This window comes from Vagococcus jeotgali (assembly GCF_035918315.1).
GTDB classification, from domain to species: domain Bacteria; phylum Bacillota; class Bacilli; order Lactobacillales; family Vagococcaceae; genus Vagococcus; species Vagococcus jeotgali.
In genome coordinates this window covers 1,064,480-1,084,097 of record NZ_CP142146.1, presented here as the reverse complement: position 1 = coordinate 1,084,097, position 19,618 = coordinate 1,064,480, and the positions used below count along the sequence as shown (strand labels likewise).

The 19,618-nt window shown below is 33.5% G+C and carries 19 protein-coding genes; 17 read left to right on the top strand and 2 right to left on the bottom strand.

Going from position 1 to position 19,618, the window contains the following annotated elements; translation table 11 throughout:
- Positions 1-10 precede the first annotated feature (10 nt).
- The 10 genes from aroC (at position 11) to VSF34_RS05525 (ending at position 9,836) form a co-directional block, all read left to right on the top strand.
- Complete coding sequence (aroC, locus tag VSF34_RS05570; protein WP_326716373.1) at positions 11-1,177, top strand: chorismate synthase; 1,167 nt, start codon at positions 11-13, stop codon at positions 1,175-1,177.
- Between the two features lie 14 nt (positions 1,178-1,191).
- Positions 1,192-2,478: a 3-phosphoshikimate 1-carboxyvinyltransferase gene (gene aroA, locus VSF34_RS05565; RefSeq protein WP_326716372.1), complete on the top strand. Its 1,287-nt coding sequence runs from the start codon at positions 1,192-1,194 to the stop codon at positions 2,476-2,478.
- On the top strand, positions 2,479-3,021 hold the full coding sequence (locus tag VSF34_RS05560; protein WP_326716371.1) for a shikimate kinase: 543 nt from the start codon (positions 2,479-2,481) through the stop codon (positions 3,019-3,021). It begins immediately after the preceding gene.
- A gap of 34 nt (positions 3,022-3,055) precedes the next feature.
- The gene (locus VSF34_RS05555; protein WP_326716370.1) at positions 3,056-4,072 is read left to right on the top strand and encodes an LCP family protein; all 1,017 of its coding nucleotides are present in this window, start codon (positions 3,056-3,058) and stop codon (positions 4,070-4,072) included.
- Positions 4,073-4,165: 93 nt separating this feature from the next.
- Positions 4,166-5,023, top strand: coding sequence for a DegV family protein (locus tag VSF34_RS05550; protein ID WP_326716369.1), 858 nt, complete (start codon positions 4,166-4,168; stop codon positions 5,021-5,023).
- A gap of 100 nt (positions 5,024-5,123) precedes the next feature.
- On the top strand, positions 5,124-5,894 hold the full coding sequence (locus tag VSF34_RS05545; protein WP_326716368.1) for a TraX family protein: 771 nt from the start codon (positions 5,124-5,126) through the stop codon (positions 5,892-5,894).
- Between the two features lie 55 nt (positions 5,895-5,949).
- Entirely contained in the window at positions 5,950-7,089 is a 1,140-nt protein-coding gene (alr, locus tag VSF34_RS05540) for an alanine racemase (RefSeq protein ID WP_326716367.1), read from the top strand.
- 3 nt (positions 7,090-7,092) lie between these two features.
- Positions 7,093-8,034: an AEC family transporter gene (locus VSF34_RS05535; RefSeq protein ID WP_326716366.1), complete on the top strand. Its 942-nt coding sequence runs from the start codon at positions 7,093-7,095 to the stop codon at positions 8,032-8,034.
- A 57-nt stretch (positions 8,035-8,091) separates the two neighbouring features.
- Positions 8,092-9,438, top strand: a complete 1,347-nt coding sequence (locus tag VSF34_RS05530) for a DEAD/DEAH box helicase (protein ID WP_326716365.1) — start codon at positions 8,092-8,094, stop codon at positions 9,436-9,438.
- Positions 9,439-9,563: 125 nt separating this feature from the next.
- The gene (locus tag VSF34_RS05525; protein WP_326716364.1) at positions 9,564-9,836 is read left to right on the top strand and encodes a hypothetical protein; all 273 of its coding nucleotides are present in this window, start codon (positions 9,564-9,566) and stop codon (positions 9,834-9,836) included.
- On the opposite strand, the gene VSF34_RS05520 is transcribed toward VSF34_RS05525, so the two are convergent.
- The gene (locus tag VSF34_RS05520) at positions 9,790-10,260 is read right to left on the bottom strand and encodes a GNAT family N-acetyltransferase (RefSeq protein ID WP_326716363.1); all 471 of its coding nucleotides are present in this window, start codon (positions 10,258-10,260) and stop codon (positions 9,790-9,792) included. The genes VSF34_RS05525 and VSF34_RS05520 overlap by 47 nt on opposite strands.
- Before the next feature lie 70 nt (positions 10,261-10,330).
- Here VSF34_RS05520 and VSF34_RS05515 point away from each other — a divergent pair, with 70 nt between their 5' ends.
- Both VSF34_RS05515 and alaS read left to right on the top strand, forming a co-directional pair.
- Positions 10,331-11,245 carry an alpha/beta hydrolase gene (locus VSF34_RS05515; protein WP_326716362.1) on the top strand — a complete coding sequence of 305 codons (915 nt, stop codon included), beginning with the start codon at positions 10,331-10,333 and terminating at the stop codon, positions 11,243-11,245.
- A 269-nt stretch (positions 11,246-11,514) separates the two neighbouring features.
- Positions 11,515-14,163 carry an alanine--tRNA ligase gene (alaS, locus tag VSF34_RS05510; RefSeq protein ID WP_326716361.1) on the top strand — a complete coding sequence of 883 codons (2,649 nt, stop codon included), beginning with the start codon at positions 11,515-11,517 and terminating at the stop codon, positions 14,161-14,163.
- A gap of 65 nt (positions 14,164-14,228) precedes the next feature.
- Here the strand turns inward: alaS and VSF34_RS05505 are convergent, their stop codons facing one another.
- A complete protein-coding gene (locus VSF34_RS05505) occupies positions 14,229-15,071 on the bottom strand; it encodes a pyruvate, water dikinase regulatory protein (protein WP_370659247.1) in 843 nt (280 codons plus the stop codon).
- Positions 15,072-15,174: 103 nt separating this feature from the next.
- On the opposite strand from VSF34_RS05505, the gene VSF34_RS05500 reads away from it, so the two are divergent.
- The 5 genes from VSF34_RS05500 (at position 15,175) to VSF34_RS05480 (ending at position 19,616) form a co-directional block, all read left to right on the top strand.
- Positions 15,175-15,567, top strand: a complete 393-nt coding sequence (locus tag VSF34_RS05500; RefSeq protein ID WP_326718033.1) for a Fur family transcriptional regulator — start codon at positions 15,175-15,177, stop codon at positions 15,565-15,567.
- Between the two features lie 118 nt (positions 15,568-15,685).
- The gene (gene rpsU, locus VSF34_RS05495; RefSeq protein WP_086951372.1) at positions 15,686-15,862 is read left to right on the top strand and encodes a 30S ribosomal protein S21; all 177 of its coding nucleotides are present in this window, start codon (positions 15,686-15,688) and stop codon (positions 15,860-15,862) included.
- 23 nt (positions 15,863-15,885) lie between these two features.
- Positions 15,886-16,329, top strand: coding sequence for a GatB/YqeY domain-containing protein (locus tag VSF34_RS05490; protein WP_326718032.1), 444 nt, complete (start codon positions 15,886-15,888; stop codon positions 16,327-16,329).
- A 96-nt stretch (positions 16,330-16,425) separates the two neighbouring features.
- Positions 16,426-17,385, top strand: a complete 960-nt coding sequence (locus VSF34_RS05485; RefSeq protein ID WP_326716359.1) for a PhoH family protein — start codon at positions 16,426-16,428, stop codon at positions 17,383-17,385.
- 95 nt (positions 17,386-17,480) lie between these two features.
- Positions 17,481-19,616, top strand: coding sequence for an HD family phosphohydrolase (locus tag VSF34_RS05480; protein ID WP_370659246.1), 2,136 nt, complete (start codon positions 17,481-17,483; stop codon positions 19,614-19,616).
- Positions 19,617-19,618 lie beyond the last annotated feature (2 nt).

The following is a 19,618-nucleotide window of genomic DNA, read 5'->3' as shown; positions in this document are numbered from 1 at the left end:
AGAATGCAACATGCGCTATATGACATCAGGTGAATCTCACGGGCCGCAACTCACAGCTATTATTGAAGGTTTACCAGCGGGGATGCCAATTTCTATTGAAGAGATAAATCACGAACTTAAAAGACGTCAGGGTGGATATGGCCGAGGCGGGCGTATGTTAATCGAAACAGATACTATAGAAATCACTTCAGGAATTAGGCATGGTCAAACACTTGGATCTCCAGTAACTTTAGTCGTTAATAATGATGATTTTAAAAATTGGGAGAGTGTCATGGGTGTTGAAGATGTTCCCGATAAAATGAAAAAAATGAGACGAGTGTCAAAACCAAGACCAGGTCATGCTGATTTAGTCGGTGGCATTAAATATGGACACCGAGATTTACGTAATGTTTTGGAACGTTCATCTGCTAGAGAAACAACTATGCGTGTGGCAATAGGTGCTATATGTAAACAACTTTTATCACACATAGACATAGATGTAGTAGGTCATGTTTTAGAAATAGGTGGAGTCAAAGGTTATGTCCCAGAAAATATGAGTATTCAAGAAATCAAAAGGTTAGCCGAATCCTCAGAAGTGAGGTGTGTTGATTTAACAACTGAAAAAGCTATGAAGGAAAAAATTGATGAGACTAAAAAAGCTGGTAACACAATCGGTGGGGTTGTAGAAGTTATTGTCGGTGGTGTTCCCATAGGTTTAGGAAGTTATAATCAGTGGGATAGCAAATTAGATGGTAAAATAGCCCAAGCTATCGTCAGTATTAATGCTTTTAAAGGTGTTGAGTTTGGTATGGGTTTTGAAGTTGCTAGACAACTTGGCAGTGAAGTTATGGATGAAATTATTTGGGACAAGTCAACAGGATATACAAGAAAAAGTAATCATCTAGGTGGATTTGAAGGTGGGATGACTAACGGTATGCCTCTTGTTATTCGCGGAGTGATGAAGCCTATCCCTACTTTATACAAACCCTTAGAATCAGTTGATATTGATACAAAGGAAATTTATAAAGCAAGCGTAGAGCGCTCAGACAGCTCAGCTGTACCAGCTGCTTGTGTTATCGCTGAAGCTATGGTTGCAATTGAAGTTGCTAAAGCTATTTTAGATAAATTTGACCATGATTCATTTGAAAGATTAGTTGTTGAGATAAAAAACTATCGTGAGTACACAAGACAATTCTAAAGAAGGAGGTAAGCATGGAATTATTAAAAGCAACAAATCCGCTAGTAGGAGTTATTGAGGTACCTGGGGATAAATCAATTTCTCATAGAAGTATTATGTTGGGTAGCCTGGCTCAAGGTGAAACTAGGATACATAACTTTCTAAGGGCTGATGATTGTCTAAGTACTCTGTCTATCTTCAAACAACTAGGCGTCAACATCTATGATGATGGTGATGTGGTTGTAGTTGAAGGTGTTGGGTTAAGGGGGTTAGTTTCTTCAGAGCTACCTCTTGATGTTGGAAATTCAGGAACGACAATTCGTCTAATTATGGGGATTCTTGTTGGACAAGGCTACAATTATATCTTAACTGGTGATAACTCGATTCAAAAAAGACCAATGCAAAGAGTCATGACTCCGCTTGAAGAAATGGGTGCAACTCTTTTTGGGTATGATAATTCTGAATTTGCCCCTATTATAATAAAAGGTGTAAATAATTTAACTCCAATAGACTACCATATGCCAGTAGCTAGTGCTCAAGTAAAGTCTGCTATAATTTTTGCTGCCCTTTTCACTAATGGTGTTACTACCATTAGTGAAAAAAAACCAACAAGAAATCATACTGAAGTGATGCTAACACAATTTGGTGGTAAAATTTCTTATTTAAACCACCAAATTTTAATACCAGGTAATCAGGCGTTAAAAGGTACAACAATCCATGTGCCAGGGGATTTTTCATCAGCAGCATTTTTCATCACAGCAGCACTTTTAGTTCCTGATAGTGATTTAATTATCAAACATGTAGGAGTGAATAAGACAAGAACAGGTTTGATTGATGTTATAAAAAAAATGGGTGGCAATATTGAAGTATTAGATTATCAAGCTGAGGATGAGTCAGCTACTATAAGAGTCAAATCTAGTACTTTAAAAGGTATCGAGGTTTCAGGGGATATTATTCCAAGTCTTATTGATGAGCTACCTTTAGTTGCTTTACTAGGAAGTTTAGCTACTGGTGAAACGGTGATTAAAGATGCTAAAGAATTACGTGTAAAAGAAACAGATAGAATAGATTGTGTAGCTAGAGAATTAAATTTACTTGGAGCAAATATAAAAACAAGAGAAGATGGTATGGTGATTCAAGGTGTTGAATCTTTGCATGGCGGGAATGTAACTAGTCATGGTGATCATCGTATAGGCATGATGCTACAAATAACAGCGTTGACTATGCCAATCAGTGAAACAGTGATATTAAAAGAAAGTCAAGCTGTTTCTGTGTCTTTTCCGAATTTTTTTAAAGATTTAAAAGAATTGATGGAGGGTTAAATGGAGAGAATTATTTTAGTGGGGTTTATGGGTGTTGGTAAGACGACTATTGGAAAAAAACTATCAAAACAATTAAAAATTCCTTTTATTGATTCAGATAAATATATTGAACAAGTACTCAATGATAGTGTAGTTCATATATTTGAAGAACATGGCGAAGATTTTTTTAGAAAAAAAGAGTATGAAGTACTACAAACACAAACTAAACATCCTATTATTATGTCAACTGGAGGTGGAATTGTGACTTATGAGGATTCCTTTCATTGGCTAAAAGAGCACGACACTGTGATTTATTTAAAAGGTTCTATTGATTTGTTATATCACCGTATTCAAAATAGTAGAGGAAGAAAACGTCCTTTAGCAGAAAAGAAAACAATTAACGAATTAAATGATTTATATATGAGTCGTCAGCATCTTTATAAAGAAGTTGCTGATATTACAATTTTTGTTGATAATAAACCGATGTTTGTTATTGTAAAAGATATTATAAGAGAATTAAATAAATTTAATAAAAAGAAAAATCGTCAGCAACATAAAAGATAAAAAAGGAAGCGATAATTTGTCTAGAATGTCAAGGATGGATCGGCATAAACAAGTGGTAGAACCACAAGTAAATCAAGAAAATAACTCTCAACCTAAACCCAAAAAACAACCTTCTTTTTTTAAAAAAAGAGATAAAAAAAGAAAGCAAGGAAGAGGTGGTTGCTTAAAGATTGTTGGGGTATTTGTTCTAGCTATTATTTTGTTAAGCGCTGTAGGGTATGGAATTGGTTTTTTTAAAGCTAAACAAGATAAAAATAATTTTTCCATAGAGGTCAATGAGTTCAATGGGCAAAAAGCACATGATGGTTCAACTAATATTTTACTCTTAGGAAGTGATTCAAGAGGTGAGGATCAGGGTAGATCTGACTCAATTATGATTGCTCATTATTCTAAACGTGATAAGCAACCAAAGATTGTCTCTATTATGCGTGATACTTTTGTTGGTATTCCGACTCAAGATGGTTTGGAGTATAATAAAATTAATGCAGCTTATTCTTATGGCGGTCCAGAATTAGTCAGAAAAACCATTCAACAAAATTTCGATATACCTATTCAATATTATGCCATTGTTAATTTTGATTCCTTTCCTAAAATAATTGACACGATATCACCAAGAGGTTTAAAAATTAATGCCGAAAAGGATTTAGAAGTTGAAGGATTAAACATAGCTAAAGGTCCTAACCGACTTAGTGGATTAGAAACACTACAATATGCCAGATTTAGAAAAGATGAAGAAGGGGACTTTGGGAGAGTTAGACGCCAGCAACAGGTGATGACAGCTTTAACAAAACAAGCTCTAAATCCACTTAATTCGTGGCGAATTCCTGAGACTCTTGGCGCAATTGATGGTTATATAGAATCAAACGTACCTTTTTCCTTTTATACAAAAACAGGTTTAAGTTATACTTTTAGTTTCCATAAGCCTTTAAGTATTTTAACTATTCCAGTTGAAGGATCATGGCAGGATGCTTATTATGATCATGCAGGAAGTGTGTTAGAGATTGATGAAGCCGCTAATAAACAAGCGATTCAACAGTTTTTTAGTAAATAATGTGTTAATCTTTCTTTACTTTATACTATGAGATATTTATAATATTATCTAGGGTGTTTGAGTGGAAGTTAACAGAATTGAGGACTTACAAAAATGAAGATTGCAATTGTAACAGATAGTACAGCTTTTTTAAGAGACGATTTTAAACAATATGAGAACTTATTTATAATACCTGTTCCTTTGATTATTGATGATAAGGTTTATCAAGAAGGAATTGATATTACAACAGATGGTTTTTATGACACATTAAAACAAGCTGAAGAATTTCCAAAAACAAGTCAACCAGTTATTGGAGAAGTTCTTGAGTTATATAATAAACTTGCTGAAGAAGGATATGATGCTGTTATAAGTATTCATTTATCTTCTGGTATATCAGGATTTGTTACTAACCTAAACTCTTTATCTAATCAAATAGACACCATCCAAATATTTCCCTTTGACTCGCTTATTACAAGTGGACCTATGGGGAAAATGGTAGAAGTTGCTTTGGAGATGAGTCAAAATCCTGATGTCACTCCTGAAGAAATTTTAGCTAGGTTAGATGTGATGCGTGAAAAGGTAGAAGGCTACATTGTTGTAGATGATTTAAATCATCTTGTTAGAGGTGGTCGTTTAAGGAATGGGCAAGCAATTATTGGTACTTTATTAAAAATTAAACCGATTCTTAAGTTTCAAGATGGTGATATTATTTTGAGTGAAAAAATCCGTTCACAAAAAAAGGCTTTATCTAGATTAGAAGATATTGTCTTAACAGAAATCCCTAGTCAACCTAAAGATAGTACGTTTTACGTGATTCACTGTAACAATGAAGAAACGGCTAAAAAGGTACGAGATGATTTATTAAAAAAAGATCCAACTATTGACGTTCACCTTTGTGAGTTTGGCCCAGTTATAGGGACGCATTTAGGAGACAAATCGATAGGTATCGGAGTTATCCCAAAAGGATTATAGATGACAATTATCGTGTGTTTAGATAGTAAGTGGGAGGGTGACATAAAAGAGTCACCCTCCTTATTTTTTTATATATAAACTAATAAAAGGATGTGTTGTTATGCCAAAAGTTTTAAATAGAGGTCAATTAGCTATTATTGGGATGATATGTATGATATTCCAGCATGTTTATTCCATGTGGTTATTCCAAGGTGCTCCGCAGTGGTTAAATATGGTTGGCCATTTAAGTTTACCGATTTTTTTATTTTTAGGATCAGAAGTGTACTTTCATAGTCAAAATCGTTTAGGTTTATTAAAAGGCGTGATAATTAGTTATTGGGTGATGTCAGTCATTAATTATGCTTTGCCTAAGTTACTTATTAATCCCACTGTTTTAATGTTTAATAACCTATTTGGGACATTTTTGTTATCTGGTTTATTGATGTTAATCTTTGATAGTTTTCAATCAGAAAATAAAAAAGCACCTATGAAAGGTTTTACTATTCTTGCTGGTTTAACTGTTTATTCATTTGTTTTGAATTTACTTATTATGAGCGAGTCTACAAGAAAGTTTGGTTTATTCTTGTATTATGCTTTTCCAAGTTTTCAAACTGTTGAAGGTGGCGTATATGCTGTTATTTTAGGTGTGTTATTTTATGTGTTTAGAAAAAATCTGCCAATGATAGCTATTGTCTTAGGTGTTATATCTTTAGTCACGATTCAGTTTGATTTGAGTCAACTAATTAATGGTAGTACAAGTTGGATGATGTTTTTGGCGATTATTCCAATTGGGTTATATAATGATGAACCAGGGAAAAACTTACTGTCATTCTTCTATATTTTTTATCCTGCCCATATTGTTATTCTCTATATTTTAGCTACCATTTTTTAATTAAATTTAGTCAAGTTCTAGAGCTAGTATTAAGTTAAAGAAAGAAGGAGTCAAAATGATTGAGAGTATTCATAGACCGAGTCGAATTATCGTTGATTTAGATGCTATAAGTTACAATTTAGCTCAAGAAGTTGCTCGTTTAGATAAGGATCAACATTTATTTGCAGTCGTAAAAGCTAATGCATATGGTCATGGAGCAATTGAAGTAGCTAAATTAGCAGAGTCTTCAAATATTGTAGATGGCTTGTGTGTGTCTAATCTAGATGAAGCTATTGAGTTGAGAGATGCAGGGATTTGTTTGCCTATTTTAGTACTGAGTTATGTTAATCCAAATTTCATTCCACTTGCTAACGAATATAATATTATGTTAACAGCATCCTCTCTAAGTTGGTTAGAAGAAGCAAGTGATGTGTTGTCTAAAGCAAAAACGAATAAGCCATGTGTGATTCATTTGAAAATTGATTCAGGTATGGGAAGAATCGGATTACGAGAAGAAACAGAGTGGCTAAAAGCAAAGTCACTATTAACAACCCAACCTTATTTTGAATTAAATGGTTTATTTACACACTTCGCTACAGCAGATAGTCAAGATGAGTCTTATGTGTTGTTACAACAATCTAGATTTGATAAAGCTCTGCAAGTATTTTCTGATATGAACATTCCATACATTCATACATCAAATTCGGCAACAGCCTTATGGCACGGTGCTTGGAAGAGTAATTTAATTCGTTTTGGTGATGCTATGTATGGTTTGAATCCATCAGGTAAGGAATTGGAATTACCTTATGAATTAAAACCAGCCTTATCGCTCGAATCTAAAATTATTCATGTGAAAAAGGTTAAAAAAGGAGAAAAAATTGGTTATGGTGCAACTTATGAAGCTAGAGGTGATGAGTGGATAGCAACGCTACCAATTGGGTATGCAGATGGTCTTTTGCGTCGTTTTCAAGGTTATGAAGTCATTGTTGATGGGCAATTAGCTGAAATTGTCGGCCGGGTATGTATGGATCAGTGTATGATTAGGTTACCACATAAATTACCGATAGGGACACCTGTTACCATTTTTGGGGAAAATCAAAAACGAAACAATAGCATCGAGGATGCTGCTGAATACGTTGGGACGATTAATTATGAAATTATTTGTGGGTTGTCTGATCGTTTACCAAGAATTTATAGACAAGTGGAAGGAAATTAATAAATGATTGCAGCTTATTTAAATATTTTAGTTGTTTTTGCTATTATTTTAGTTGGTTATGTACTGACCCAAGTAAAGTGGTTTGATAATAAAACAGCAGATCTGTTCTCTAAACTCGTTTTAAATGTGACGTTGCCGTTAAGTATGTTTTTAAATATGACTGAAAAATTTAATCGTCATGACTTCTTAGAACTTTTTTCAGGTATTTTGCTACCCTTTGTCTCTATCATCGTCACGTTTTTCATTAGTTTAGCTTATTCAAGAATCACTAAAGTAGAGCGAACAAGACGAGGCTCTTTTCAAACAATGTTTACAGCAGCCAATACTATTTTTATGGGATTACCTGTTAATATGGCAATATTTGGAGAAAAAGCGATACCTTTTGCCCTACTTTACTATATTTGTAACACAACTTTTTTCTTTACGATAGGAATTATGATGATTAGTAGTGATAACCCAGAAAATCATTTAAATCCAGCTTCTTTTAGTTTTAAAAAATTAGCTAAACAGTTATTATCACCAGCTATTATGGGGTTTATTGTAGGGATTATGTGGATGTTAACAGATATACCTGTACCAAAACCAATAAATGATTTTGCTTCATACATAGGTGGTATGACAACAGCACTGTCTTTATTTGTTATTGGGATTATTATTTATCAAACAGGTTTTAAAAAGCTACAAATGGATAAAGATGTCGCAGGTGTCTTAATTGGTCGCTATATTATTTCACCTCTTGTTGTTTTTGGTTTATCATTTATTATACCTGTGCCAAGTTTAATGTTAAAAGTATTTATCCTACAGTCAGCCATGCCAGTACAAAATGCGATGCCGATTTTAGCAAGAGGTTACGGAGCCGATAGTAAATTTGCAACGTCAGCGTTAACATACTCTATTTTAGGGTACTTTATCTTTATCTTCATTATTTTATCAATATTTTTTTAAATAAAACTATGCTATAATGCATGAGAATGCATAAGTTTGCAAAGGAAGGTGAGTAACATGACAAAATTTAGTCAATTTGGCTTAAAAGATTTTTTATTAGAAGCTCTAAATGAAAAAGGGTTTGTACAACCTACTGAAGTACAAGAAAAATTAATTCCTGTTATTATGAAGGGGAAAAGTGTGGTTGGTCAATCTCAAACAGGATCTGGTAAAACACATACATTCCTATTACCATTGATGAATAAAATTGATGCAAGTAAAGATGAGGTCCAAGTCATTATTACAGCACCAAGTCGTGAATTGGCAGAACAAATTTATAAAGCAGCAACTGAACTAGCTGAGGCGTCTCCTGTAGAATTACGTGTTGCTAATTATGTTGGTGGGACTGACAAAAAAAGACAAGTGGAAAAATTAAAAAACCAACAACCACATATGGTTATTGGGACACCTGGTCGCATACTTGATTTGATTGAAAGTCATTCATTAAAAACACATACAGCATTTGCTTTTGTTATTGATGAAGCAGATATGACTCTTGATATGGGATTTTTAGAAGATGTTGATAAAATTGCAGCAACACTACCAAGTCACCTACAAATGTTAGTTTTTAGTGCAACCATTCCAGAAAAATTAAAACCATTTTTGAAAAAATATATGGAAAATCCTGTTGTGGAACACATTCAACCAAAGTCAATTATCTCTGATACGATTGATAACTGGTTAATTTCAACAAAAGGTCAAGATGTTGATAATGTCGTTTATGAACTACTGACAATCGGGCATCCTTTTTTAGCCATGGTGTTTGCTAATACAAAACAACGTGTTGATGAAATTACTGACTACTTAAAATCTAAAGGATTAAAAGTTGCTAAAATTCACGGAGACATTCCACCTAGAGAACGTAAACGTGTGATGAAAAACATCCAAAATCTTGATTATCAATTTGTTGTCGCGACAGATTTAGCTGCTCGTGGTATTGATATTGAAGGAGTTTCACATGTCATTAATGCTGAGATTCCAAGTGATTTAGAATTCTTTATTCACCGAGTGGGAAGAACTGGACGTAATGGATTACCTGGTATTGCCATTACATTATATCAACCTCAAGATGAGGTTTTGATAAATGAGCTTGAAAAATTAGGCATTGAATTTGAATCAAAAGCCATTCGTAAAGGTGAAATTGTTGATCATTATGACCGTAAACGCCGTGAACAACGTACACGTACACAGAAAAAATTAGATCCAAGCATGATTGGTATGGTCAAAAAACAGAAGAAAAAAGTTAAGCCTGGATATAAGAAAAAAATACAATATGCCTTGGCTGATGATCAAAAACAAAAACGTAAATTAGAGCAAAGACAATCTAATAGAACAAAACGTAAAGCAAGAAAACAAGATTTCTAGTCTGATTTGATTGAATCTAAAATATTATAATAAGTTTGAGGTCGGCTAATGGAGTCGACCTCGATTTTTATATACTATCCTTTCTAGGTTATATAAAAATTAAAAGTGAGGGGACGAGAGTTTTTATGAATACAAAAATAATGTGGTTATATGTTTTACTAGTAGTAGCTCTAGTTGGATTTATTGTCTCTGATAATGAATTTCAATACGGATTATCTTTTATTTTCTTTGGTATTATTAATTTTTTAATCTCTTTATCTGATGATAAAACACGAAGTAAATCTGATGGTTTAACAAAAAAAGAAAAGAGATGGTCAAAATGGTTAAATCGTCTCAGTCAGGGCTTTTCCGTCATATGTGTTCTAGTTGGTATATTTTTTCTAATTGGTAGTTGGTAAGTTCTTTTTTTAACGTAAACCAAATATGTCCACTATCAATATACGGATGTCCAAATACCTGATAGTCCAGTTTTTCAAAAAAAGGAATGGTTTGTTTTTGACAGGAAATGATCGACGTGTGACAATTAGCAAGCTTTCCTCGTATCTCAAGTTCCATTAATAATTTGGAACCAAGTCCTTTATATCGCCAATTTTTATGAACACATAAGCAACCTGGGAAAAGAAGATGGTCTTTATGATAAAAACGAGCAGTCGCTATTGGATTTTGATTATAGTAGGCAACTAAATAATTGGTAGTATCTGTATCGAAGCTATCAAATTCTTTTGTTGGAGAGATTTTTTGCTCTTGAACAAAGATTAAAGTGCGCATATAACATGATGCTGCTCTTATCCAAGGAGTGTTTCCGTATTCTTTTTGTATCATGGTAGATCATCCTTTCCTTTGTATTTAATTAAAGTGTATCACAAATTAACAAGTAAAAAGGAGAGGTTTTTTGACAATCTTATTATATATCATCATTTTTTTCTTATTCTTAATAATAATTAGTACATTATTATTATTTAAAGTAGCTTTTATACCAGGGAAAAAAGTTTTTTTAAATAATATAGATAACTCAAAAGAGTTAGAAAAGGCTTGGGAGTTTAGTTATGGTAAAGAAGAAGAACTAAAGATAAAAAGCCATGATCAGTTAACTCTAGTAGGAAGGCTCATCAAACACAAAAAGGAAAACAAAGAACTGGCTATTGTTATTCACGGTTACATGGGAGAGGCCTTTGATATGGCTCGTTATGCTAAATTATTTTATGATAAAGGATTAGATGTTCTTCTACCAGATAATAGGGCACATGGTGAGAGTGAGGGCGATTATATTAGTTTTGGTTGGTCTGATCGTCTTGATTATTTATTATGGGTTGAACTGATGATTGAGTTATACGGAGAAGATATTAATATTGTTCTTTTTGGCGTTAGTATGGGAGCTGCGACTGCGATGATGCTCAGTGGAGAGGATTTACCTAAACAAGTGCGATGTATCATTGAAGATTGTGGGTATGATTCTGTTGAAAATCAGTTATCCTATCAACTAAAAAGAATGTTTAAGCTACCAAAGTACCCATTAATACCAGTTGCCTCTTGGTATACTAAGCATAAAATAGGATTTAAATTTTCAGAAGCAGATTGCGTGAGACAACTAAAAAAAAATCAATTACCGACTTTATTTATTCATGGTGATAAGGATCGGTTTGTTCCTTTTGATATGGTTTATAATGTTTATGAAGCTACTCAAGGAGACAAAGAACTTGTTGTATTTGAAGGAAGTCGCCATGCAACGTCTTTAAGTGATGCTCCCAAAAAATATGACAAAGCTATTTCAGTATTTTTAGACAAGTACTTTGTTATGAAGGATTGACATTAATCTTATAATTCTTTATAATTTTATATGCACTTAAGGACAAATTTTAACATAATCAATTGCCAGAGATTTCTTCATTAGCTGAGAGAGGAAAATATGTGAAAATGCTACCTTATTTTATTGATATCAAACTATCACGCTTTTTCGGCGTTACAGAAAATTTAAGAGGTAATGAGACTTTATAGGCATCATTGCAATCAAGGTGGTACCGCGTGTAGACGTCCTTGACTGCAAGGTGCCTTTTTATTTTTAGGAGGAAATTATAAATGAAAGAACTAAGTAGTAGCCAAGTTAGACAAATGTTTTTAGATTTTTATGAGTCAAAGGGACATTCAATTGAACCAAGTGCATCCCTAGTACCAATTGATGATCCAACTCTTTTGTGGATTAACTCAGGTGTAGCCACATTAAAAAAATATTTTGATGGATCTGTTGTGCCTGAAAATCCCAAAATAACAAACGCCCAAAAAAGTATCAGAACAAATGACATTGAAAATGTAGGGAAAACAGCCAGACATCATACTATGTTCGAAATGTTAGGTAACTTTTCAATTGGAGATTATTTTAAAAAAGATGCTATTCACTGGGCTTGGGAATTATTAACTTCCAAAGAATGGTTTGCCTTAGATAAAAATCGTTTATATGTCACAGTTCACCCAGATGATAGTGAAGCAAGACGTATTTGGCATGAAGAAATCGGATTACCTCAAGAATCAATTATTAGTCTAGAAGAAAATTTTTGGGATATAGGAGCTGGACCATGTGGACCAAACTCTGAAATTTTTTATGATAGAGGTCAAGAGTACAATGATGTCGCTGAAGATGATCCAGAAAATTTTCCAGGTGGAGAAAATGAGAGATATCTTGAGATTTGGAATTTAGTCTTTTCAGAGTTTAATCACACAGAAAACAATGAATACTTACCACTACCGCATAAAAATATTGATACAGGCATGGGACTTGAGCGTATGGTATCAATTTTTCAAGATGCGCCAACTAATTTTGAAACAGATCTTTTCATGCCGATTATTGAAGCAACTCAAAAAATGAGTGATGGGATTGTTTATGGTAAAGATGCTGATTTAGATACATCATTTAAAGTCATTGCAGATCACGTTCGTGCTGTGTCATTTGCTATTGGTGATGGGGCCTTACCTTCAAATGAGGGACGTGGCTATGTATTACGCCGCTTGATTCGCCGTGCTGTACGTCATGGTAAAAAATTAGGAATTGATAAAGCCTTTTTAGTTGATTTAGTACCAGTTGTAGGGCAAATTATGGAGAGTTATTATCCTGAGGTTGTTGAAAAACAAGATTTCATTCAAAAAATTATGAAATCAGAAGAAGAGCGTTTTCATGAAACAATCAATGATGGTTTAGCGATTATTTCTAATTTAATAGCTGATATAAAAACTAAAGGTGAGACGATTTTACCTGGTAAAGATATCTTTAAATTATATGACACATATGGGTTTCCAGTTGAATTAACAGAAGAATTAGCCATGGAAGAAGGGTTAAGTGTTGATCATAAAGGCTTTGAAACCGAAATGACAGCTCAAAGAGAGCGTGCTCGTGCGGCTCGTTCAAAAGAAGAATCTATGAGTGTTCAATCATCACTTCTAACAGATATCAAAGTTGTTAGTGAGTTTATAGGTTACACAGAAGAATCAGTTGATGCTAGATTAATGGTGATTATCCAAGAAGATGAACTAAGAGAACAAGTATCATCTGGGGAAGCTCAATTAATTTTTGGTCAAACACCATTTTATGCTGAGATGGGAGGGCAGTTATCTGATAAAGGTAACATCTTCAATACAGCTGGTGATCTAGTAGCAACAGTATTGAAAGTTAAAAAAGCACCTAATGGTCAATCACTACACCAAGTGGAAGTATACGGAGAACTTGTTGAGGGAGAATCTTATCAATTGGTTATTGATAGCAAAGTGAGAAATAAAATCATAAAAAACCATACCGCTACTCATTTGCTACATAAAGCTCTAAAAGAAGTTCTTGGTCAACATGCTAACCAAGCTGGATCTTTAGTAGCACCAGGCTACTTGCGTTTTGATTTTACTCATTTTGAACAAGCTACACCTGATGAGTTAAAAGAGATGGAAAAGAAAGTTAATGAAAAAATTTGGGCAAGTATTCCAGTAGTCACTGTTGAAACAGATATTGATTCTGCAAAAGATATGGGTGCTATGGCTTTATTTGGAGAAAAATATGGTGATGATGTTCGTGTTGTAAGTGTGGGAGATTATTCTATTGAATTATGTGGTGGTGTTCATGTAACGAATACTTCTGATATTGGTATTTTTAAAATTGTATCAGAATCAGGTATTGGCGCAGGTGTTAGACGTATTGAAGCTGTGACAAGTAAGGAAGCCTATGAATTACTTAATAAAGAAGAAGGTTACTTACGTGATATTAGTGCAATGGTTAAAGCACCGCAACTTAAAGATAGTGTGACTCGTGTGGAGCAGTTACAAGAACAACTAAAAGCTATGCAAAAAGAAAACGAGCAATTATCTGCTAAGTTAGCTAACGCTGAGGCAGATGATGTCTTTAAAAATATTCAAACAGTTGAAGGGATTACTTTTATTGCCTCACAAGTAGCTGTTAAAGATATGAATCAGTTACGTCAATTAGCTGATCAGTGGAAGCAAAAAGAATTATCAGACATTTTAGTATTAGGGCTTGTTCAAGGTGACAAGGTAAATCTTTTAGTGAGTATGACTAAACAGATGAATGACAAAGGATTAAAAGCAGGTGATTTAATTAAGTCAATTGCACCACTAGTTGGCGGCGGCGGTGGTGGTCGTCCTGATATGGCACAAGCAGGTGGTAAAAAACCTGAAGGCATGCAAGAAGCACTTGATGCTGTGAAGTTATGGATTGAGGAACAAAATAAATAAAAATCATAAAAAGCTTTATCTATCTTGTACGCACGAGGTAGATAAAGCTTTTGATGTTATTGTATTTAGTTATAATAGCTATGATCTTCTAAACCTAGCTCGGTTAAAATAATCGATGCTGTTTCTTCGATAGATAATTGGGCAACATTGACCACAAGACAACCTAATTTATCATATAAATCAGTTGCAAAGGCTAACTCTTTTTTAATCTTGTTAATATTTGAATAAGCAGTTTCTGGATTTAGACCATAAGCTTTCATTCTTTCTTGTCTAATAGAATTTAATATTTTGGGGTCATTAGTTAGACCAACGATTTTTCTAGAGTCAACTTCCCATAATTGTTGAGGAATGTGTGCTTCAGGAATTAAAGGTAGATTGGCAACCTTTAAATTTTTATTAGCTAGAAATAAACTAAGAGGTGTCTTAGAGGTACGTGACACACCTAGAAGCAAGATATCAGCTTCTAAAAAACCATTAGGGTCTTTACCATCATCATATTTTACAGCAAACTCCATAGCGCTAATTCTCTCAAAATAATTTTTGTTTAAAAAGTGCATAGCACCAGGTAAACGTTTTGGTTCAAGATCAGTTCTATTTGTTATTTCGTTTAGTAAACTAGATAACAAATCTATTGTATAAACATGGTTCAATAAACCAAATTCATTAGTAATATCAACGAGTTCCTTCGATACTAATGTATTAATGACAATGGCATTACGTTCTTTTGCTTCCTCTAGAGCAAGTAGTAGTTCCTCTTCGCTTGAAATAAAGGTATGTTTTACAATTTGTACTTTTACTTGTTCTCCTTCATACTGGGCGATAGCTGCTTGAGCTAGCTTGGAAGCTGTTTCACCAGCAGAGTCAGAGATCACAAAAATACATAAACGATTTTGGGTCATATTATCCATCCTTAACTTTTTTTTACTTTGGCTTTATTATATCATATAATAGTCTTCAATTAGTGAGCTTAACAAGGCGGTGAATAACTTGAGTGAAAAATTAAATCAAGCTATGGCTATTTTAAAGGAAAATGGTCTAAAGTTAACGAAGCGAAGAAAAGAAATTTTATCATTTTTGATTGAAGAGAATAGGTATTTATCTGCTCTTGATGTGTTTGAATTTATGAGTGAGCGTTATCAAGGTATGAGCTATGACACTGTTTACCGAAATTTAAGAGATTTTTCAGATTTAAACTTATTGGAAGAAACAGAATTTCATGGCGAGAAAAAATACAGATTTTCTTGTAATGTGAACCAAGATCACCATCATCATTTTATTTGTACAGTTTGCGGGGCAACAAAAGAAATTAATATGTGTCCGATGGATATGTTTAAAGAACAACTACCAGGGTGTGTTATTGAAGGTCATCGGTTTGAAATTTTCGGTAAATGCGAAAATTGTTAAAAAAAACTCCAGAATAGTTGACTGTAAAATGTCAATTAGATATAATGTATGGTGAACAGTTTTTTGTTTTATATATTTGATGAAAAACGGTTACCAAAGTTTGGAGGGAGGGATTCAAATGTCAAAAACTGTTGTTCGTAAAAACGAATCATTAGATGACGCTCTACGTCGCTTCAAACGTTCCGTTTCAAAAACTGGTACTTTACAAGAGTACCGCAAGCGCGAATTCTACGAAAAGCCAAGTGTTAAGCGTAAGAAAAAATCTGAAGCTGCAAGAAAACGTAAAAAATTCTAGTTTGAATGAATGGATCTGATATTATGACACTATTAAACCGGTTAAATGATGATATCAAAATAGCGATGAAAGCAAAGGATAAAGAAACTTTGTCAGTTCTTAGAATGATGAAAGCCTCTATCCAAAATGAAGAAATCAAAAAAGGCGATTCTTTATCAGCTGATGAAGAATTAACAGTGCTCTCTAGAGAGATGAAACAGCGTAAGGATTCTTTAAATGAATTTGATCAAGCAGGTCGAGTAGATTTGGTTGAAAAGTTAAATGGTGAAATTGTGATTGTATCTAAATACATGCCACAACAATTATCAGAAGAAGAATTACGTGACATCATTCAAAAGGCCATTGATGAGTCCAATGCTACTTCTATGAAAGACTTCGGTAAGGTCATGGGAATAGTTATGCCTCAAACAAAAGGTAAAGCAGATGGCCAACAGGTTAATGCTTTAGTCAAAGAGTTAATATCTTAATTCATGTAAGCAGTGATTATAATCACTGCTTATTTTTTTTATTTTAAATATGTGTTATTATTTAATCATGTTATATAATGAAGGAGCTGTACATATTTGACAAACGAAACAGAAGATACATTAGTATTTACTTTAGATAAAGAAGTAGAGAGTAGTTTACTCTTTGGGGCACAAGACAAACATTTGGCTCTATTAGAAGATTATTTAGGTGTATCCATTGCGACTCGTGGTGAGGTAGTCCATTTAACTGGAGATAAAGAAAAGACAAGACAAGTGAAAGCTATTATCGAATATTTGCAACAATTACAACTAAGAGGACATCAATTAACAAGTAGTGATGTCGTTACAGCCATTCAACTTGCTAAAAAAAATCAATTAGATTCATTTTTTAGTTTGTATGAAAATGCGATTATCAAAGATTCAAAAGGTAATGCGATTAGACCTAAAAATGCCGGGCAAAAAGATTATGTGTCAGCTATAAAGAGAAATGATATTGTGTTTGGTATTGGACCAGCTGGGACTGGAAAAACATTTTTAGCAGTGGTCATGGCTGTTAGTGCGCTCAAAAAAGGTGAGGTTGAAAAAATTATTTTAACTAGGCCAGCAGTCGAAGCAGGGGAGAATCTTGGGTTTTTACCTGGGGACTTACAAGAAAAAGTTAATCCTTATTTAAGACCAGTCTATGACGCTTTGTACCAAGTATTAGGTATGGAGCATACATCAAGATTAATGGATAGAGGGGTTATTGAAATTGCACCGCTTGCTTATATGCGTGGTAGAACTTTAGAAAATGCCTTTGTTATTTTAGATGAAGCACAAAATACAACAAATGCTCAAATGAAAATGTTCTTAACACGTTTAGGAAGTCAATCTAAGATGATTGTTAACGGGGATAAAACACAAATTGATTTACCAAAAGGTGTTCAAAGTGGGTTAATTCAAGCTGAGCAAATTTTAAAGAGTATTAAAAAAATATCTTTTGTTGAGTTTTCAGCAGATGATGTAGTAAGACATCCAGTAGTAGCAGATATTATCAAAGCATATGCGGCTCAGTAGCATGTCAGATAGAGGTGAGTCATAACATGAATAAAAAAATAAAACAAATCCCTCAATAATTTGGGAAATATTATATTCCTACGATTGTCATTGTCATGTCAATTTTATTATTTGTTATTATGTTTAGTAGTGTCAGACAAAAACAGGTGACGTTTAAGGTTGGGCAATTAGCAGAAGAGACAATTAGAGCTAATAAAACGATTGAAAATAAGACTGAAACAAAAGAAAAGCAAAAATTAGCTATGGAAAGTGTAACACCAGAGTACACTTTTAATCGTGATATTGAGAAAAAACAAGTCAGTTTAGTCGAAACTATTTTTTCATTAGTAAAAGAAGTCAATGATGAGGCTGCCAATATTAGTAAAGAAGCTAAAAGTACTAATAAAGACAAAGATAAGGATAAAACACCTGTTGAATTAACAGTGGAAGAAAAATTACCAATGTTAAAATCAAAGTTTGAAAAATTTAATGAAACAGACATTAGCTTTTTTCAATCTTTTCCTGATACATTTTATGAACAATTATTAGGTATTTCAAATAATAATCTGAATCTTATGGAAAAAGTAGCCCTACCTAAATTACAGAGTGTCTTATCAAAACACATTAGAAATTCCAATTTACAAATGGAGAAGCAATCTCTAAAGGACTCGCTTCAATATGATGATCTTGATCCAAAAGAGCAACAACTTGTAAATATGATTTTTGATCGTGCTATCGTGGTAAATGAAGTAGCTAATGAAAAAGCGACAGAAGCAATGCGTGAGAGTGCTAAAAATAATGTGTTACCTGTCATGATTTATCAAGGTGAAATCATTGTTCGTGAAGGTGAACAAATTGATACGAAGTCTATGGAAAAGATTAAACTACTTGGTTTAACTAATCAAGCGACATCCAAGTCACCAATGATTTCAATGATTTTAGCAATACTTTTACAACTTGTGATTATGTATTTTATTTTAAAACGAACAGATCCAACTACTCATGGAAGAAGTGTTTTATTATATGCTGTATTCTTGTTAATTAGTATTTTATTTATGAAGTTTTTATATTTCTTCCAAAAAGATAGTTTTAGTAATGTGTTATTTTTATTTCCAGCAGCATTTTCACCACTTGTATTGTATATGTTTTCTGATAAACGTTGGGGACAGTTAATGACGATGTTCCAAGCAGTTTTTTCAATTTTTATCTATTACAATTTAGCTGGAACGACTTCTTTACTAGTGATTTCACTATTTTATACTTTCTCAGCCTTTCTAGCTATGTTCTTGTCTAAAAATAGAATAGGTGAGCAGTTAAAATCAGCGTTCTTTTTACTTATTGTGCTACCAGTTTTATTTATGTCAATATTAGTAATCTATCAAGGGTTTACTATTGGAGATAGTAAGGCACTAACAACAATTTTTATTGCAACAGGGAGCGGTATTTTTTCTTTCATCCTCTCCATTGGTTTGTATCCATATATTGAATTGATTTTAAGTGATGAGAGTGTGATTGTTTTAAATGAGCTGAGTAATCCAAACCAGCCATTACTAAAACAGTTGTTAGAAGAAGCACCAGGTACTTATCATCATAGTATGATGGTTGCAAGTCTTAGTGCTAATGCTGTCGCTGAAATTGGTGGGAATTCTCTGTTGACACGTGTAGCAAGTTATTACCATGATATTGGGAAAATCAAACATGCTAATTTCTTTGTAGAGAACTTACCAGAAGGGGCTGAAAACCCTCACAACTTTTTATTGCCGTCTGATAGTAAAGAAATAATTTTTAGTCACGTCACAGAAGGTGTTAAAATACTAGAAGAGGCAGATATGCCTCAATTTGTCATTGATGTTTGTAAACAACACCATGGTACAACTTTAATGAAATACTTTTTCATTAAAGAGCAAGAAAGAAATCCAGATACTGACGAAGAAGCTTTTAGATACCCTGGTCCAAAGCCTCAATCAAGAGAAGCTGGTGTTATTAATTTAGCCGATAGTGCTGAGGCAGCAGTTAGGGCAATGGATCACCCGACCAATGATAAGATTAAGGCTTTCGTTCATAATCTAATTCAAACAAGATTAGAAGATGGGCAACTAAATCAAAGTGGGTTAACACTTGATGAGATTGCCATTATCGAAAAATCACTGATTAATGGGTTATGTTCGACTTTCCACTCAAGGATTAAATATCCCAAAATGAAATCTGAAGCGGAAAAAATGAAACAAGAACAGGAAGGAAGAAGGGTTTAGCG

What these genes read in the sequence shown, in the direction of transcription:
- aroC (WP_326716373.1), top strand. Translation starts at nt 11, where the DNA reads ATGCGCTATATGACATCAGGTGAATCTCACGGGCCGCAACTCACAGCT.
- aroA (WP_326716372.1), top strand. Translation starts at nt 1,192, where the DNA reads ATGGAATTATTAAAAGCAACAAATCCGCTAGTAGGAGTTATTGAGGTA.
- VSF34_RS05560 (WP_326716371.1), top strand. Translation starts at nt 2,479, where the DNA reads ATGGAGAGAATTATTTTAGTGGGGTTTATGGGTGTTGGTAAGACGACT.
- VSF34_RS05555 (WP_326716370.1), top strand. Translation starts at nt 3,056, where the DNA reads ATGGATCGGCATAAACAAGTGGTAGAACCACAAGTAAATCAAGAAAAT.
- VSF34_RS05550 (WP_326716369.1), top strand. Translation starts at nt 4,166, where the DNA reads ATGAAGATTGCAATTGTAACAGATAGTACAGCTTTTTTAAGAGACGAT.
- VSF34_RS05545 (WP_326716368.1), top strand. Translation starts at nt 5,124, where the DNA reads ATGCCAAAAGTTTTAAATAGAGGTCAATTAGCTATTATTGGGATGATA.
- alr (WP_326716367.1), top strand. Translation starts at nt 5,950, where the DNA reads ATGATTGAGAGTATTCATAGACCGAGTCGAATTATCGTTGATTTAGAT.
- VSF34_RS05535 (WP_326716366.1), top strand. Translation starts at nt 7,093, where the DNA reads ATGATTGCAGCTTATTTAAATATTTTAGTTGTTTTTGCTATTATTTTA.
- VSF34_RS05530 (WP_326716365.1), top strand. Translation starts at nt 8,092, where the DNA reads ATGACAAAATTTAGTCAATTTGGCTTAAAAGATTTTTTATTAGAAGCT.
- VSF34_RS05525 (WP_326716364.1), top strand. Translation starts at nt 9,564, where the DNA reads ATGAATACAAAAATAATGTGGTTATATGTTTTACTAGTAGTAGCTCTA.
- VSF34_RS05520 (WP_326716363.1), bottom strand. Translation starts at nt 10,260, where the DNA reads ATGATACAAAAAGAATACGGAAACACTCCTTGGATAAGAGCAGCATCA.
- alaS (WP_326716361.1), top strand. Translation starts at nt 11,515, where the DNA reads ATGAAAGAACTAAGTAGTAGCCAAGTTAGACAAATGTTTTTAGATTTT.
- VSF34_RS05505 (WP_370659247.1), bottom strand. Translation starts at nt 15,071, where the DNA reads ATGGATAATATGACCCAAAATCGTTTATGTATTTTTGTGATCTCTGAC.
- VSF34_RS05500 (WP_326718033.1), top strand. Translation starts at nt 15,175, where the DNA reads ATGGCTATTTTAAAGGAAAATGGTCTAAAGTTAACGAAGCGAAGAAAA.
- rpsU (WP_086951372.1), top strand. Translation starts at nt 15,686, where the DNA reads ATGTCAAAAACTGTTGTTCGTAAAAACGAATCATTAGATGACGCTCTA.
- VSF34_RS05490 (WP_326718032.1), top strand. Translation starts at nt 15,886, where the DNA reads ATGACACTATTAAACCGGTTAAATGATGATATCAAAATAGCGATGAAA.
- VSF34_RS05480 (WP_370659246.1), top strand. Translation starts at nt 17,481, where the DNA reads ATGTCAATTTTATTATTTGTTATTATGTTTAGTAGTGTCAGACAAAAA.